This is a genomic window from Catenuloplanes niger (assembly GCF_031458255.1).
GTDB classification, from domain to species: Bacteria; Actinomycetota; Actinomycetes; order Mycobacteriales; family Micromonosporaceae; genus Catenuloplanes; species Catenuloplanes niger.
Window position 1 is genome coordinate 6919541 of sequence record NZ_JAVDYC010000001.1, and the last position, 17051, is coordinate 6936591.

Annotated in this window: 2 protein-coding genes; both read left to right on the forward strand. The window is 74.1% G+C overall.

What is annotated here, in order from left to right:
- Positions 1 to 137: 137 nt before the first annotated feature.
- Positions 138 to 14864 (forward strand): hypothetical protein, encoded by a 14727-nt coding sequence (locus J2S44_RS30620; RefSeq protein ID WP_310420946.1) that lies wholly within the window; start codon positions 138 to 140, stop codon positions 14862 to 14864.
- Between the two features lie 13 nt (positions 14865 to 14877).
- Positions 14878 to 17025 carry a hypothetical protein gene (locus tag J2S44_RS30625; RefSeq protein WP_310420948.1) on the forward strand — a complete coding sequence of 716 codons (2148 nt, stop codon included), beginning with the start codon at positions 14878 to 14880 and terminating at the stop codon, positions 17023 to 17025.
- Positions 17026 to 17051 lie beyond the last annotated feature (26 nt).

Here is a 17051-nt window from a genome sequence, read left to right on the forward strand (position 1 = left end):
AAGCCGTGCGCAGCTCGAGTGCCTTCTTTCAGATCTGTGACGACGGCCGATTCATTCCGATTCCATCGGGCGTTTACTTCCATGACGGACCGATGACGGCTCCGGTCGACAGCGGATCGCTGATGAAAGCGATGAACGTGAGTCGCCTCAATCAGGGCACGCTGGTGTTCCTCAGCGACAACACGATCGCCGACCCGGCCTCGGTGACCCGCGTCCGGACCACGCTGCAGGCGCTCTACCCGGCGGCCCGGAGCGGGCTGGTGATCGGCTCCACGGCCGGCGAGCGGGCCGACGTCGCGGAATGGCGGAAGCTGACCGAATCGCTGGGGATCCAGAAGGACGCCGCGTTCCGGGACGGCACCGAGCTGGACCCGATCGTGGTCGGCGTGGACGCGCACGGGCTGGAGACCGGCGGCATCCCGGAGCGCATCCGGGTGCTGCCGCGCGCGCAGGCCGCCGCCCGCGAGACGCTCAAGAGCGCGGCGCGGCTGGCGGTCGACGCGTCGCTCAGCCGGTTCGAGCGGGTCCGGTCGCTGCTGAACGAGGCGTCCCGGCTGCGTGACCTGCTGGGCGTACGGCCGGTGTTCGACGACGCCGGGATGCCGTCGGCGGTGGCCGCCTCGTACCAGATGGCGCTCGGCCTGGCGCTGGCCGGCGTGCCGACCGTCGCGGACCCGGGCGCGCGCGTCGGCGTGCCGACGACGGCGGACCGTGACCTGGACGGCGCCGCCCTGGACCGGGTGCTGGACCTGGAGACACTCACCCGGTCCGTGCTGCCGCTCACCACGGCCGAGGTGGTGAACGCGTTCGCGCCGGCCGCGGCCGGCGAGCGGCTGGCGTCGTTCCGGCCGGCCGGCGGATCGGCCGCGAAGACCCTGCACGACGCGCTGAAGGCCGTGCCGGGCTCGTTCGCGATGGTCCGCAGCGGCGGGACCGGGCTGAAGGAGGACCGTCTCCGCTGGCTGGTCTCGCTGGACCAGGGCGTGTACTGGGTCAACCCGGAGCTGGACAACCAGCCGGTCTCCCGCTTCGACCCGAAGGTCACGGACGACCCGCGCATGCGGGACCTGCGCGCGTCCGGCACCACGGTCACCGTGCTCGACCCGGACGGCGTGCCGACCACGGTGCGTGCGCTCGCCCCGGTCGCGGCGCCGACGCCGGCCCCGCCGGTCCGGTCGGACCCGGCCGCCGCGCTCGTCGACGCGCTGGACCTCACGGGCGCCGAGCCGGTCTTCGTCTTCTCCACCGCGGTCGGCGGCGGGCCGCTGGCCGGGCAGGACGGCCCGGCGCTGACGCCGGTCGTGCTGGAGGGCCTGGTCGACGGGCTGCGCCGGCAGTACCCGGCCGGCCGCGTGCTGCTGATCGGCCCGGACCCGGCCGGCGGGCTGCGCGACCGGGCACCGGAGCTGTTCGCGCTGCGGGACCGGGCGGCCGCGCACGGGATCGACCTGACGCGGACCGGGCAGCTCGACGACGTCCTCACCGCGCTGAACACCGGGCGGCAGGCCACGGTGGTCGGCCTGTCCAGCGAGGTCGGCGCGGTCTCCGAACGGCTCGGCCTGCGCACGGTACGGCTCGGCGCCGGCCCGGCGTTCGAGGGCACCCGCCACACCGAGGCCGCGCAGTTGCAGCGCCTCGACGTGCCGGTCGACTGGCCGGAGCACCTGGCCCGGGTCGAGCGGGCCGCGAACGCCGGTGACCCCGGGGAGCTGACCGGGGCGCTGGACGCCTGGATCGAGGCGGCCGAGGGGTACGCGAACCTGCTCACCATGGACCCGTCGTACCCGGCCGGGACGAACTCGCTGGCCGACGCGACCCACGCCGAGGAGGCCTACCGGGACGGCGGGTCCGTGCTGGAGCTCCCGGACTCCCGGATCAACCGCTTCCGGGCCAACTTCGCCGAGTGGCTGTACCTGGAGATGCTGCCGTCCGGCCGGAACCTGGCACCCGGCGCGATGCGGGAGTGGTTCGAGGGCTTCTCCCGCGAGCTGCAACTCGACGACATCCTCCGCGTCTTCAGCGTGGACGTGGACGAGCTGGTGCGGCGCGCGGTCAGCCTCGACCGCGAGTACGGCGAAACCGTCTGGTCGAAGAAGGTCAAGGACGAGGAACGCGACGTCTACGGTCTCGCCGGCGAGCCGAAGCTGATGCCGGCGACGCCCGAGGTGGAGGACGGCGAGCCGGCCCGGCCCCCGTCCGGCAACCCGATCTTCACGCCGGCCCCCGGAACCGCGGCGGCCGAGGCGGCTGCCGCGGCTGCCAGGGCAGCCGCCGCGGCGGCCGAGGCGGCTGCCCTGGCGGCTGAGACGGCGGTCGTGGCGGACGAGCCGGTGGTCGTGGTGGACGAGGCGGTGGCGACGGCCCCGCCGGAGGAGCCGGCGGCCGACTCCGGGAAGGAGAAAAAGAAGGCGCCGCCCCCGCCGCCGTGGCAGAACGCGGTGATCAAGGAGAAGGGCGCGGTGCCGTTCGCGCTGCTGCGCCGGCCCGCGGCCTGGATGGCGCTGTCCGACCTGCGGCCGTACATGCTGGAGGACCGCCCGGACGCGGAGTGGCACTACTTCACCGACACCGAGGGCCGGATCTGGGTCGCCAGCGAGGTGCCGGTCAACAAGAACCTCCCGGCCGCGATACGGGCACGGGACGCGGCCGACGCGGCGCTCCGGGCGGCCACCCCGGACCGGGCCGCCGAGCTCGCCGACGCGCTGCACGACGCCGTCGCCGCGGTCACCGAGCTGGAACGGTCGTCCGTGGTCGGCGCGGATCAGCTGGCCGCGCTGCACGCCGCCTGGGAGAGCCAGTTCCCGGGGCTGACGCTGGACGACGTGGTGGAGACGCTGAACACGGTCGGGCACCCGGCGATCGCGGCCGAGGAGCACCTCGTTCCCGGCAGCGGCACGATCACGGCGCTGCTGCAGGCGGCGCGCGGACGCACCAGCGGGGAACTCCGGCTGATCCTGCCGGCGGGCGGGATCCTGGACGTCAACACCAAGTCCGGCCGGTTCATGAGCCTGCTGGTACGCACGCCCGGGCCCGGCGACGCCATCCGCTGGGCCGGCAACGTCGCCCGCCGGATCTCCGCGCAGGTCGGCATGCCGGTGCGAATCGGCGAGATGAAGTACGCGGCCGAGGACAAGGCCGACCACAACCCGATGACGGAGGCGCCCCGGCCGGTCGGCGAACTGCCGGGCGGGAGCCTGGTGCCGGACGGGCTGGGCGGCTTCCGGATCGGCAACGACATCCAGCTGCTGATCCGCGAGACCTCGGTCTCCGGCCGGCCGGTGCTGATGCTGGTGCCGACCGGCGAGTGGCAGCGGATGCAGGGCATCAACTGGCTGCCGCACACCGGTGCGGACGCCCACCGGCCCGTGGTCGCGCTGCAACAGCAGGGGCGGTACGTCCGCGTGCCCGCGGTCCAGGACGGTGTCGAGGGGGCCGTGCTGCTCGACCCGGCCGAGCTGGGCCGGATCACCGCGCGGCTGGGCAGCGACCTGGCGGTGATCTCCTGGGAGCGCGGGGGAGTGCCGAGCCCGGAACTCCTGCGGGACTTCGCGGCCGCGATCGACGGCACGGCCGTGGCACTCCCGGTGGACGAGCTCACCGCGTGGCCGTCGGACCCTCCACGGATCATGATCACCGACGACGGCGGCAACCCGGTCCCGGAGCCGCGGGGCGCGCTGCGCGCCGGGATGGACCACACCGCGGCCGGCCATCCCGCGCTCGGCCGGGACTTCTTCCGGGCGCGCGCGCAGGCGCCGGCCCCGGAGTTCGCCCGGCCACCGTCCGCGGTCGGCACCGGTCAGGTGGACGCGTACCTCCAGCGGCTCGACCTCACCGCGCGGACCGGGCCGGTCACGCTGGAGGATCTGCCCGACGACGGTACGGTGCTGCGGAACTCCGCCGGCCAGGAGATGCCGCTGCACGTACCCATGGTCTGGGCCGGTTCCGCCATCTCCCCGGACAACGCGACCGCCGCCACGTTCATGGCGGGCGCCGCACAGCAGGCCCGGGCGCTGGCCGGCGAGGGTTACTTCACCACGCTGTGGGTGACCGAGCCGCCGACCGCGGCGGGCCTGGCGTGGGCGCGCGACAACGGCCTCCGGGTGATCTCCGTCCAGGACGTCTACCACGCGTCGAACCCGCTGGACGACGAGTTCCTGACGCAGCTCGGCACGCACACCGTGGAGGGGTTCAGCGCGGCGGCGGACGTGCTCCGCTGGCGGATCATCGAGGACTTCGGCGGGTTCTACACGGACGGCGACAACGCGATCGAGGACGCGGGCGCGTTCGCCGCCGAGGTGCGCAGGCTCTTCGAGGCGCACGGCTGGGCCGTCCACGAGGGACCGTCCACCCCGGAGACCGGCCGGGCGTTCAACGTCTCGGGCGTGCTGGGCGCGCGCAACCACCCGGCGGTCCGCGCGTTCCGCGACCTGATCAGCGAGAACTACGCGGGCACCCAGCGCGAGCTGATGGCGCCGATCTGGGACCTGTTCCGGGGGTACGACGGCGGCCTCGACCTGGTCGACCAGCCAGCGACGGACATCCGCCGCAAGCTGGCGATGTGGCTCGGCGGGCCGCAGATCCTCGACCGGATCGGCGACCGGCTCGACCCGCGATACCGCGCGGCCGACGGCGAGCTGCCCGGACTGCGGTCCGTGACCATGGGGCAGGCGGGCGCCTGGTACCGGGCGGACCCGCTGGAGCCCGTCCGCGGCTACGGCGACCACGAGCGGCCGGCCGTGCTGCCCGGCCTGGCCGCCACGCTGGTGTGGCACCTCCGGTTCCGCCAGGGCGACCTGTACCTGCCCGCGGTCGCGCCGGTCGTGGCCGGCTTCGCGGACCGGGACGCGGTGTGGCGGGAGCTGCTGGAACCGTTCCTGACCGAACCGGAGCTGCGCGGCCGGGTGCGCACCGTGACGGACGTCGTCATGGTGGGTGACGCCGAGCTCGGCCCGCAGGTGCGGACCGTGCCGCTGCCCGCGGACCTGCGCGCCGCGCTCGGGCTCACCGAGTCCGCCGTCCCGGAGTGGCGGCTCGGCGAGGCCTCCCGCCCGGTCCGGCTCGCCGACACCCCGGCGCTGGACTGGACGCCCGCGTCCGAACGGCCGGTCACGGAGCGGCCGGTCCCCGGCCGGCTGGCGTCGGCGCTGATCGACGCGCCGCTCGGCCGCAGCGAGGCCGGCCTGCTGCCGACCCGTCCCCGGCCGCGGATGGCCCCGCCCACCGCGAACGCGGACACCCTGCTGCCCGACCCGGTGCCCGTGGTGGACGCGCTGATCGCGGCGGCGCAGGGCCTGCGGTCGGACGACCTCACCACGCAGCTCGACGCGACCGACTCCCTGGTCGACGAGCTGACCACGGTGCGCGACCGGTACGACGCCGACTGGAACCGGCAGCGCGGCGTCGTCAACGACCTGGAGCGGCAGGTCGAGGCCAACCCGGCGCGGCAGGCCGCGCTCGCCGGGGAGATCACCACCCGGCAGTCCGAGATCACCACCCGTACCGCGCGGATGGAACGGATCGACGATCTGCTGGACACCGCCGGCACCGCGCTGCTCGACCTCGACCGGCGCATGCGGGACGCCCGGCAGGCGGCCGAGGACGCGCGGGCGGCGCTGCGCGGCGCGGACACCGCGGACGGCCTGCCGGCGCTGCGGGACGCGGTCGAGCGCGCCGACGGCGTGGTCCGCGGCATCGACGCGGAGCAGCGGCAGCGCCGGCGCGAGATCACCGACCTGGAGGGGCAGCGCCGGGCCGCCGAGGAGCGGGTGGAGGTGCTCAACCAGGAGATCGCCGACCGGACCGCGCAGCGGCAGGCGCTCGCCGACGCGCTGCCCGGCCTGACCGGCCGGCTGACCCTCGCGCGCGCCGCGGCGCAGACCGCGGTCGGCCGGCGCGCGGCGATCCAGACGCAGGTGGACCACTACCGGCAGCAGGCGGCCGAGTGGGCCGGGATGTCGCTGACCGACCTGGAGACCCGGGCCGACCGCTACGCCGAGGCGGACCGGCACGACTCGCCGCAGCACGCGGCGGGCACGGCCGCCCGCGCCGAGGCGGACGCGATCATCGGGCGCGGCGCCGGCGTCAGCGCCGCCGACGTCGGCCGGCTCGCCTACCTGCGGCGCGTCGCCGACGAGGTGACGGCGCTCAGCTCCGCCGGCACCGGCATCCGGATCGACGAGGACGCGATCGAGGCCGGGATCCGGCGCCTGGTGACCGTGAGCGGCCGGGACGTGCCGGAGGAGCGGATCCGGCAACTCGACGCCGACGAGGCCGGCGCGGTCACCGTCACGCAGGCCCACGACCGGCTCACCGCGGTCGTCGGTGAGGCCGAGACGGCCCGGGACGACGCGGTCCGGCAGTACCAGGCGCTGGCCGACGCCGTCACCGCCGCCGACACGGCGCTCCGGGACGCGTCGGCGGCCCCGGGCACGTCCGACCGGGTCGCCGCGCTCGCGGCCGACCTGGCCGCGAAGCAGACGGCCCGGGACCGGTTCGTGGCCGGCGTCGTCGCGCCCGGGGCGACCGTGACCGGCGACTGGTGGTCGGACCCGGCGACGCGCGACGCGCTGGACGCGCTGCGCGACGCCGCCGAGGCCGAGGCCACGGTCAAGGCCACGGCGGCGCACGTCCGGCCGCCGAACCCGTCGTGGTTCACCCGGGAGCTGGGGGTGCTCGGCGACGCTCACGTCAAGCAGGTCGGCACGATCAGCGCGGCGCAGCGGGCGAGCCTGCGCGACGAGGTGCGCAGGCTCGCGCCGCAGGCCCAGGTCCACGCCGGTGCGTTGCTGTCCTGGCTGGACGAGCTCCTCCGGGACCGGGACCCGCACCAGGCCAACAACGACTGGCAGCGGCTGGTGCAGGTCGGCGCGGGGCGGATGATCGGCGACCACTTCGTCCGGGTCCGCGCGCGTCCCGACCGGATGACGGACCGCGAGCCGGCACCGAAGGACGACGCCGAGGTCGACCACCAGAAGAGCAAGTACGGCGACACCACGGCCGGCCGGGCCTGGGGCGGCACCAGGGGCTGGAACGTCGTCGGCCCGCTGAGTTTCCTGTGGCACGTGGCCAACGAGACGATGGACCACATCCTCGGCCCGATCCTGCGGCTCAGCTTCGACGGCGAGCGGCAGTGGCAGGAGGCGGTCACGTTCGAGAAGCAGTCCGGCAACCGGGCGCTCCTCAACGACGTGTACGACTTCGACACCGACACCAAGCTGGAGATCGAGGTCGACGGTACCCGGATTCTCGCGTTCGACCTGCCGAAACACGTGCTGCTCGCGGTGCCGCAGAAGCTGTCCACGGTGGACGACGCGCACTCGACCACGATCGGTGAGCCGGATCCGGTACGCAACCCGCAGGCGCTGGAGGCCGAGGACTACGTCGTCAACGCGGCCGACTTCGACGGGCTGCTGACCCGGCTGTGGCACCGGCTGATGGAGCCGGACATGGGGCTGTCCAAGGCCGAGGCCGCGCGCACCGTGCACGAGTTGCGCGAGGAGATGTTCAACGAGAAGACCGGCAAGGACCGCAACCAGTGGTGGACCACGGGCAGCTGGGTGTCGCCGTTCTTCAAGGTGCCGCTGTCGAAGCGGCCGAGGATCACGCTGCCGCTCGGCAAGCTCGGCCTCAAGGACGTCCGGATCCCGTCGCCGGTCAAGCGGCGGGACCACTTCGAGGGGCACGTCACGGTCGATTCGGGGCTGACCGAGCTGCGCCGGATCACGAAGAGCTCGCAGGTGATGATCCGGAACGACATCGCGGCCACCGTGACCCGCGGCGTCTCCCGGGGCGTCGGCTCCGGCGCCGGCTTCCGGGCTGGTGTCGAGTTCCCGCTGCACGTCGGCCACCACATCGTGATGCCGCGGTGGGACGCGATCAAGATGCGCTGGCACCGCAGCGTGAAGCGCAGCGTCGGCACCCAGGCGCAGGCGAAGACCGCGCTGATGCGCAAGGACGACCTGGTCCGCTACCGGGCCACGGTCAACCTGACGCTGCGCCTGCACACGAACCGCGGCACGGTCGACGTCGACGCGCCGATCACCACCGAGTTCGGCATACCGCAGCAACGCGCCGCGATCTTCGAGGCGCACGCCATGTCGGACCCGGTGGTGCGGGAGAAGTTCCGCATGCCGGAGGGGCCGGTGCGGCGCGGCCGGCTCAACCCGAAGCGGTGGGTCGCGGCCGTCCGGAACCCGCACAGCCGCGTCGGCGCCGCGATCCGCTCGACGCCGTCGTTGCCGCAGCCGTTCCGCAAGAAGGGCATGCGGAACGCGCACGAGCTGCTCGCGGCCGCACGCAAGGGCCCGGTCGAGGTGACGGTCGACGGTCACCCGGGCCTGCCGCCGGGCCTGGCGTCGCTGAACGCCACGAACGTGATCGTGCGGGCGGCCGGCGACTTCACGCCGGGCGCGGTGCCGGTGCGGTTCCGGTACCTGGTGGACACCGGCGGCGCCGTACTGGGCGCCTGGGAACTCTCCGGCGTAGCCGTCCCGCGGACCGACGACGGGAACACGGCGGTGCTCGACGCGACCGGGCAGCCGGTCATGACGCGGCCGCCGACCCGGTTCGTCGCCAACCCGGCGTACCAGCCGCCCGCGCCGGCGCCCGCGCCCGAGGCGCCGTTCACCGAGCGGGGCATGAACGGCGCGTTCGACCTGTTCGTGAAGTCCGTCCACGAGACCGTCGAGATCCAGATCCAGGGCGACGAGCTGCCCGAGCGGTACGGGTTGATGTACCGGCCGCGGCTGCCCTCCGAGACCGGCGGACCGGCTTTCCGGCCGCGGGACCGGGCCATCGTCCGGTTCGCCGGCGACGCCCTCACGTACACCGCCGGGCAGGCGACGGACGCGAGGTTCCGGTACCTGGTCGACCCGCAGGGCGTGGTGCTCGGCGCCTACCGGCTCGGCGCGGTGACGACGGCGGCGGACGGCACGGTCACCCGGCCGGTCGTCGGCGACCTGATCCTCAACCCGCTGGCGTTCCGGCCGCTCACGCCCCGGACCGACCCGGCCCTGGCCGCCGGGCGGGCGGACGAGTTCCTCGCGGTGGACCGCGGCGGGTACGTCCAGGTGCAGCTCGGCCCCGGCGTGCCGGCCGCACTGCGCGACCGGTTCCGGGACGCCCCACAGGTCGAGCTGCTGCAGATGGACGGTCACCGCGTCCCGGGCCAGACGCTCGGCCCCGGCGTACCCGCCCGGTCCGCCACCGGCTCGTCCGCGCCGCCCCCGGCCGGCACCCAGCGGTTCGTGTTGCACGCGGACGGCCGGATGAGCGCGCCGCTCACGCCGCTGACCGCACCCACCCGGGAACCGATGGCGCTCGCCGGCCGCGCCGGCCTCGGCCCGGGCACGGTCAAGGAGATGCCCGGCGCCGACCAGATCGTGCAGCTGGTCGCGGACGTGCTGGAGCACCAGATGCGCCAGCTCGGCCTGCTGCCGAAGGGCCCGACCGCACAGCAGCTGGCCCGGGAGATCGCGCTCAAGTTCGGCACGCCCGGCCTGCGCGGCAGCCAGCGGACGCTCTACGACGGCGGCGTGTCCAACGAGATCAAGTTCGGCGGGTACACGTTCCAGGTCAACGTCGGTGGCATCCTCGACGAGCTGCGTGAGATCAGCACCGAGCAGGACATCACCATGGACGTCCAGGGCAAGGGCCAGGCCGGTTACACGGTGCACGAGCACCACTCGACCGAGTTCGGCACCGGGCTCGACGGCACCGTCCGCCTCAAGTTCGCCAACTTCTTCGGTGCCCGGGTCAAGTTCATCGAGCTCGGGTTGAACCGGGACGTCGACAAGGCGCTCAGCGCGGACCTGGCGTTCAAGGAGTACCGCCGCCGCAAGACCGGCGGCGAGGTCACCAAGTTCACCTACGGCACGCGGTACGAGGCGACGCTCACCGCGGTCGGCCCGGACGGCAAGGTGGTCGGCTCCGTCCACCGCGAGCTGTCCGGCGACGACGTCTACACGCCGGTCCGGGTCAACAACGAGGACCTCGCGCCGGCCACCACGGCGCCGCCGGCCGGAACCGACCCGATGGCGATCTCGCCGGCCGATCCGCGGCCGGCGACCGGGACGGCGGTGGTCGACGACACGGAGGCGGCGGTCCGCCCGACCGCGGAGGAGATCGACGCGGTCAACGCCTACCTCGGCGGGGCGGACGACGCGCCCGGCGTCGTGCCCGGCATCGACGAAGGCATCAACGGCGTCTACGTGTGGCTCAACCGGGTGCGGCACGTCGCGGCCGAGGCCGGGCACTTCGTGCGGACCTCGGACTTCACGTCGCTGGCCGACCACGAGGTGGACCTCGTCCTGCAGAAGATCACGGAGCGGGGCGACCGTGGCCGGCTGGAGGACGGCCTCGCCACCGGCATCACGCCGGACTTCCTGGAGCCGCACGCGGCCGAGCTGCTGACCCGCACCGGCTACGTGGTGCCGCTGGAGTCCCGGGACGGCTTCACCCGCCAGATGCGCGTCAACCTGGTGCTGCGCGACGCGGCCTACAGCCACGCGACCGAGAAGCCCGCACTGGAGCAGTACGTCGAGGCCGACAACCGGGCGGTCGGCGACCGGCACTCCGCCAGCAAGGGTGAAACCATGGCCGGCGCGGAGGTGCTGTTCACCGTCGGCGGCAAGACCGGACCGCCGAAGGAGCAGGACCACGGCAAGACGCCGCAGGACGACCACCACGGCGACCCGTCCGGCGAGAGCAGCGCGCACGAGGCCGCGGACCACGACGGCCAGAAGGTCTCCAGCAGCACCGGCAACTACATCGGCTTCGGCGGCAGCCTGGGCGCGGTCGGCGCGCGCGGCCACGAACGCTCCCAGATGGCCGGCGGCCTGGAGCTGAACATGGCCTCCTACGAGGGCCGCAGCTACACGCACAACATGGACGCGTTCTACGTGCTCACCTACGAGCGCGCCAAGGACGGCCGGATGTGGAGCAACCGGCGGATCACGAAGATCCGGCGCGGCGCGGAGACCTCCACGCCGCACACCGTGCTGCCGGATCTCGGTCTGCCGGTGCCGGCCGCGGACCTGAAGGCACCGGCCGCGAAGACCCAGGAGCTGACGCCGATCCACCAGGACGTGTCGTTCGCCTCCTCGCACCTGGAGCGGCTGGACGCCCGTCAGGTGCTGCCGGCGATCCAGCAGCACCTGACCGCGATGAACGTGGACGGCAACGATCTGACGATCAGGCGGGCGGTCGAGTCGCTGTTCCGCAACGCGTCGGTCCGGGCGAACTACCACACCGTCCGTACCGACGGCCTGTATCTGCTCATCACGCTGCCGGCCGGTGCGGGCTCGATCCGCCGGGTCGGCGTCCGGCTGACCGCCGGCGAGGAGCCGCTGGTCTACGAGCGGCCCCGCCCGGATGTCAAGATCACTACGGGTGGCCAGGCCTTCAAGCAGACGAAGGAGGGCCGGACCACCGAGACCGGCATCAAGAAGTCGGTGCACGCGGACGGTCGCGGCACCGCACCGGACGGCACCCGGTTCACCGGCGTGATGCAGGCCAGCTGGGAGTCGAAGAGCAAGTCACGGACGCTGGAGCAGCAGACCGACCGGGACATCCGCCGCGCGACCACCAGCACGGCGGACGCGCAGGAGTTCCGCGCCGGCGTGCGGTACAAGGTGGAGTTCTTCGAGTCCAAGGACCAGGTCGAGGCGCTGTCGCTGTTCGCCGAGGCCGGCTCCCGGGTGATATCCGGCGTCGACATGGTCCTGGACGGCCAGGCGCGCCGGGGCCTCCAGGCCGCGGGCGGGCAGGCGCGCCGGGCCGGCACCGCGATCTCGGACGCGATCACGAACAGCGTCCTGCACACGGCCTGGCGCTCGGTCTTCAAGGAGGCACCGAAGCCGGGCAACACGCTGACCCGGACCGGACGGCTGCGGCTGCTCACCCCGTCGCACCTGACCGCGCCGCAGGGCCGGGCGCCGATGGGCCTGCCCCGCGTCGTGCCGGCACCGGGCGCCAGCGGCGACTGGATCCGCACCGACCTACCGGCGCCCACGACGAAGGCGGTGAACGGCTCGTTCACCGAGAACCCGCCGGCCGACCTGGCCCAGGCGATCGCGTTCAGCAGGGAGCTGGCGAAGGCCGAGGGCATCCAGGCGCTGGAGGCGTTCAACATGAACGAGTTCCTGACCTGGCTGCCCGCGTCCCGCCTGCGCGGCGCCGAGCGGTTCGACACCCCACCGGCGGTGCCGCACTACGAGGACCTCTCCACGCCCCGGGTCAGCCTCGGCATCGAGTTCAACCGCAGCAACGTCCGGGCGAACGCGCCGAACCTGCTGCGGGGCGACTACGTGGTCCCCGGCGCGCGCAGCGACCGGTTCACCACCCAGGCCGTGCTCCGCAACGGCCGGTGGCTCAGCCGCGGCGGCTACAACTCGATGAGCTTCCCGGAGTCCGCCACCGAGAACGAGCGGGAGCACGAGACCAGCCGCGGCTACCACGTCATGCCGTTCGAGCTGGAGATCGGCGGCCCGTTCGGCCCGGACCGGGCGACCGGCGGCGCGGGCCGGGAGGCCGGCGGCGACCAGGACACCAAGTTCCACAACTCGGCCGGCGACTACGTCGAGCACAACATGTTCCGCAAGGGCGACTACGACTACTACTGGTTCGACGTCACGCTGCTCGGCGAGGAGGCGAACAAGCGCTCCCACATCCGCAGCGACGTGCCGTACGGCATGATCGTCATGCTGCCGTCCGCGAACACCGCCCGTTACCTGCGCGACTTCCCGGGCCTGATGGAGGCGCCGCGCCCGGACGAGGCCACCAACCGGCTCACCCAGACCGGGCCGCGCATCGACATCGCGCACCACGCCCAGCTCTACGCCGCCGCGCGGGGCGGCGCCACGGTGCCGGACCTGAGCCGGCACACGCCCGAGCAGCGCCGGGCCGACCTCACCCGGTTCCTGACCGGCCCGGTGACCGCGCCGGACCTGAGCCGGCCGGGGCAGCGCGACGCGGCGCTGGACCGGCTGAAGGGCTGGACCAGGGACGTGGAGCTGCGCGGCGACCCGGCCACCGTGCCGGCGGAGGACTGCGTGATCCGCGCGTACGGCGCGTTCATCACGGTCCACCGCCGGACCAGCAACGGCAGCGCCGAGACCGACCTGCTCAGCCGGCCCACGGTGGCGACGCTGCTGGAGCGGCTCGGCGGCCGGCTGACCCAGCTGAACGCCCCGCAGGCGCTGTGGGACGCGATGGTCGCCCGGCCCGGCACGATGGCGCTGGTCAAGACGCCGTCCCGGCAGGCGGGCGGGCCGGCGCACATCTTCTGGCTCATGTCCACCGGCAACGGCGGGATGCGCTGGCTGGACAGTCAGCAGGAGGGCCTGCTCACCGGGCCGGTCGCGGACCTGTCCCGGGCGACCACGGCCGCGCCGGCCGACCGGGACACGGCGAACCGGCGGCCGACCCACGAGGAGCTGTTCACCGGCCCGGACACCGAGGTGATGCTGCTGGACGAGCGCGGCCGCGCGGTCGCGGACCTGGCCGCCCTGCTGCCGGCCGGCGCGGTGGGCAGGGGACAGACGCTGGCCGAGCTGCCACCGACCCAGAAGGGCGCCGGCCGGCTCACGGCGGCGTCCCCCTGGCGTACCGCGGAGCAGCAGCTCGCCGACGTGCTCGGCACCGTCACGCCACCCAAGCCGGCGCCGGCTGAAGCCGCTCCGGCCGGTGCACTGCCGGCGATGGCACCGCGGCTGCTCGGCGCGTGGACGGGCCGGCTCGCCTCGCACGCCGCCGACATCCGCCGGTTCGGGCAGGCCGCCGGCCGGCCGGTGGTCGCGGTCGACCTCAGCGGCACGGCGAAGCAGTACGGCCCGGTCGTCCACCAGCTGGACGAGGTGCTGACCGGCTTCACCCGGATGCGGGTGTCGCCGGTGGTGGTCACCACCAACGCGACCGCCGCCCAGTTCGACGCGCTCCGCGCCCGGTACGGCCCGGTGCTGATCCAGTTCACCACGGCCGGCTGGGACCCGGTCTGGCTGCTGCAGTCCGCGGACGGTGACGGGCTGCGGATGGAGGCACGGCTCAGCGCGTCGCTCTTCGAGGACGCCGGCAAGCTCTCCGGCCGGCCCCCGGCCGCGGACGGCGGCATGCACCTGCCCGGTCCGGTCGGCGCCTGGACGATGTCCGAGACCTGGGCCGCCGCGGCCGACTTCCACCGCGCGCACCTGGCCGAGCTGCACGCGCCGGAGTCCGGTGACGCGCTGAACCGGCTGCTCGACACCGGCCGGGGCAACCCGCGCCTGGCCGCGTTCCGGACCGCGCTGGACGTGGCCCGCGCCGCGGGCGCGCTGCCCGGGCCCGGCGCCGAGCGGCTGCGGCCGACGGCCACCTCCATCCTGGACATCGAGGCGCGGCCCACCGTGGGCCCGCGCGACGTGGCCACGGCGGGGTTCGTCTACGACTACCTGTCCACCTCCGGGCCGCGCATGGAGCGCTTCGCCATGGACGGCCTGCTGTTCGCGCTCATGATGAGCGGCGCGCTCACCCACGACCAGGGGCTCTCGCTGGTCCGGGCGACCGCGGTCAACCCCACGGACAAGGCGAACGCTACGGTCTTCGAGGCGATCGTCGACCTGCTGCGCCTGCCCCCGTCCGCACTCGACGGCGATCCGATGGCGACCGGGACGCCGCAGCGGGCCATCATGGACCGGATCGGTGGCGTCACCTCCGCCTACCGGGGGCCCGTCGACGCACCCAAGGAGGTCCGCAACCCGAACTGCGTCGACCCGATCGACCGGACCGCGTGGATCGGCCGCCTCGACACGCTCCGTGACGCCATGCGGGTGACCAACCCCCGGCTCGCGACGTCGATCGAGGTCGCCACGCACATCCTGACGAACTGCTGACCGGAGGCACCTCGTGACCGAGCCCCTCACCCTCACCCCACGCAACATGGACGCGATCTGCCTCGAGCACGTCATGCCCACCAACACGGGGAACCACATCTTCAACGCACCGTCCTCGAGCATGGGCCGGGACGGGCTGGTCGACGAGGCGCTCAACCTGCCCAGCGTCGACCGCTTCACGTACGTGTCGTTCGGGCTCGGCATGCGCTCCGCGCTCACCGACACCCGCCCGGCCACCACCAGCTGGGACGGCGGTGTCGCGCGCCCGACCGGGGAGGTCCCGCCCGAGGTCCGGGCCGTACGCGCGCTGATGTACCAGTACTTCCGCGGCATCCCGGGCGAGGCGATGGACCGGGTCGTCGAACGGCCGCTGTTCGGCAAGGGCAGCGAGAACGTCCGGATGACGCTGGACGAGCTCGGCGCCCGCGCCGACATGATGGGCCTGCCGGTGGAGATCCCGATCAGCCGGTTCGCGCAGCCGGTGGGCGCACACCCGTTCCTGGCGAACCGGGTGGTCTTCTCCGACGCGTCCGGGCCGGTCAGCCGGGACGCCGCCATCATGGTGAAGGTCGAGCCGGCCGACCGGGCCTGGGCGGAGAACCCGTTCGCCACGGTCGGTGACGACGTGCGCGCCGAGGCGCTCGCGGGCGGCTATCCGAGCGGCCGGATCGTCCCGGTCGAGGGCGGCAAACGGCTCGGTACGCCGGCGGCGCTGGCCGAGTTCGCGCACGCCGGCCTGCTCGCCGGCGGCCGGCCGCTGACACCCGAGCACCTGACCCGGGACGGCGTGCCACCGATGATCACGCTCGGCGGGTACGGCGACGTGCTCGCCCACGTGGCCGGGCACCCGGACGCGACCTACTCGCTGGTCGAGGTGCGGGGCCAGGGCGCGGCGGAGTCGCAGGTGTTCGTGGCCGTGCACGACTCGGCCGGCGGCTCCTACCTCGACCTCGGCACCGGCCGGGCCGCGGTGTTCCCGGACACGCCCGAACTGACCCGGATCACCACGCTGCCCGCCGACCTGACACCGGCCGACCTCACCGGGACCGGCCCGACACCGGCCGGCGCGGTCCCGGCCCCGATCGTGCCGCCGGCCGGCGTGACCCGGACCCACACGTTCGGCCCGGGCGGCAGCCGCTCGGTCGACCTGGTCACCGGCGGCCGCTCCGGGACCGGGACCGTACCCCGGGAGCTGGAGCCGCTGCTCGGCCAGCTCGCCACCGCGGCCGAGGCGATCGGGCAGTCCGTCGTCGTGATCGGCCCGCAGCCGCGCGACACCCGGTACCGGCGCGACCCGGCGCGGGCCGAGAAGCGCGTCCTGCTGCGCGCCGGGGACATGCTGTTCCAGCACCTGCGCAACGGCGAGCCGGCGCCGATCATCTTCAACTACGGCGGCGTGAGCACGGCGCTGGACGAGATGGCCGCGAAACTCGGCGCGCCGGTCATCCGGCAGTCCATGGGCGGCGGCCTCGACTTCGACCGCAAGTGGACCGCGACCGGGCCGGACGGCACCACCGTCGTGCCACCGTTCAAGGACGTCACGCGCGAGTCGCTGAAGTCCGTGGGCGACCTGCAGCGCGCGAACGCCGACACCCGGGTCGAACCGGTGCTCGGCGCGTACCTGTCGATGGACCTGAGCGACCCGATGGCGCTGCGCGAGAAACTGCGGGCCGACGGCGGCGCGCTCAAGGCGCTCCGGCCGAAGATCGCCGCGCTGCCGTTCGACGCCGAGCAGTTCCGCGCGCACTCGAAGCTGCTGGAGCTGCTGGACGAGGACACCGGCCGGTTCGACACCGCGGTGCACTTCCTCGCCGCCACCAAGGGCGGCGACGTGATGACGCTGCCCGACCTGCCGTCGGTGCTCCGCCAGCCGCCGGAGACCCGGGCCGAGGCACTCGAGGACCTCAAGGCCGTCACCTACGGTACGCACGACGCGGGCGCCGCGCGGGCCGTGCTCGACGCGATCCAGAAGCGCCTGGCCGGGGCCGGCGACGACGAGGTCAAGAAGGCGATCTACGACAACTCGGTCTACCTGCCGGAGGGGCCGGGCGGCCGCGCCGACATCATCCGCGAACTGCAGGTGTGGCGGGACCGGGCGACCAGCCCGGCGGACCGGGCACTCTTCGACGAGATGGCGGTCTGGGTCACCACCTGTCCGTGAACCGGGCCCGGTGCCGGCGCCCCACC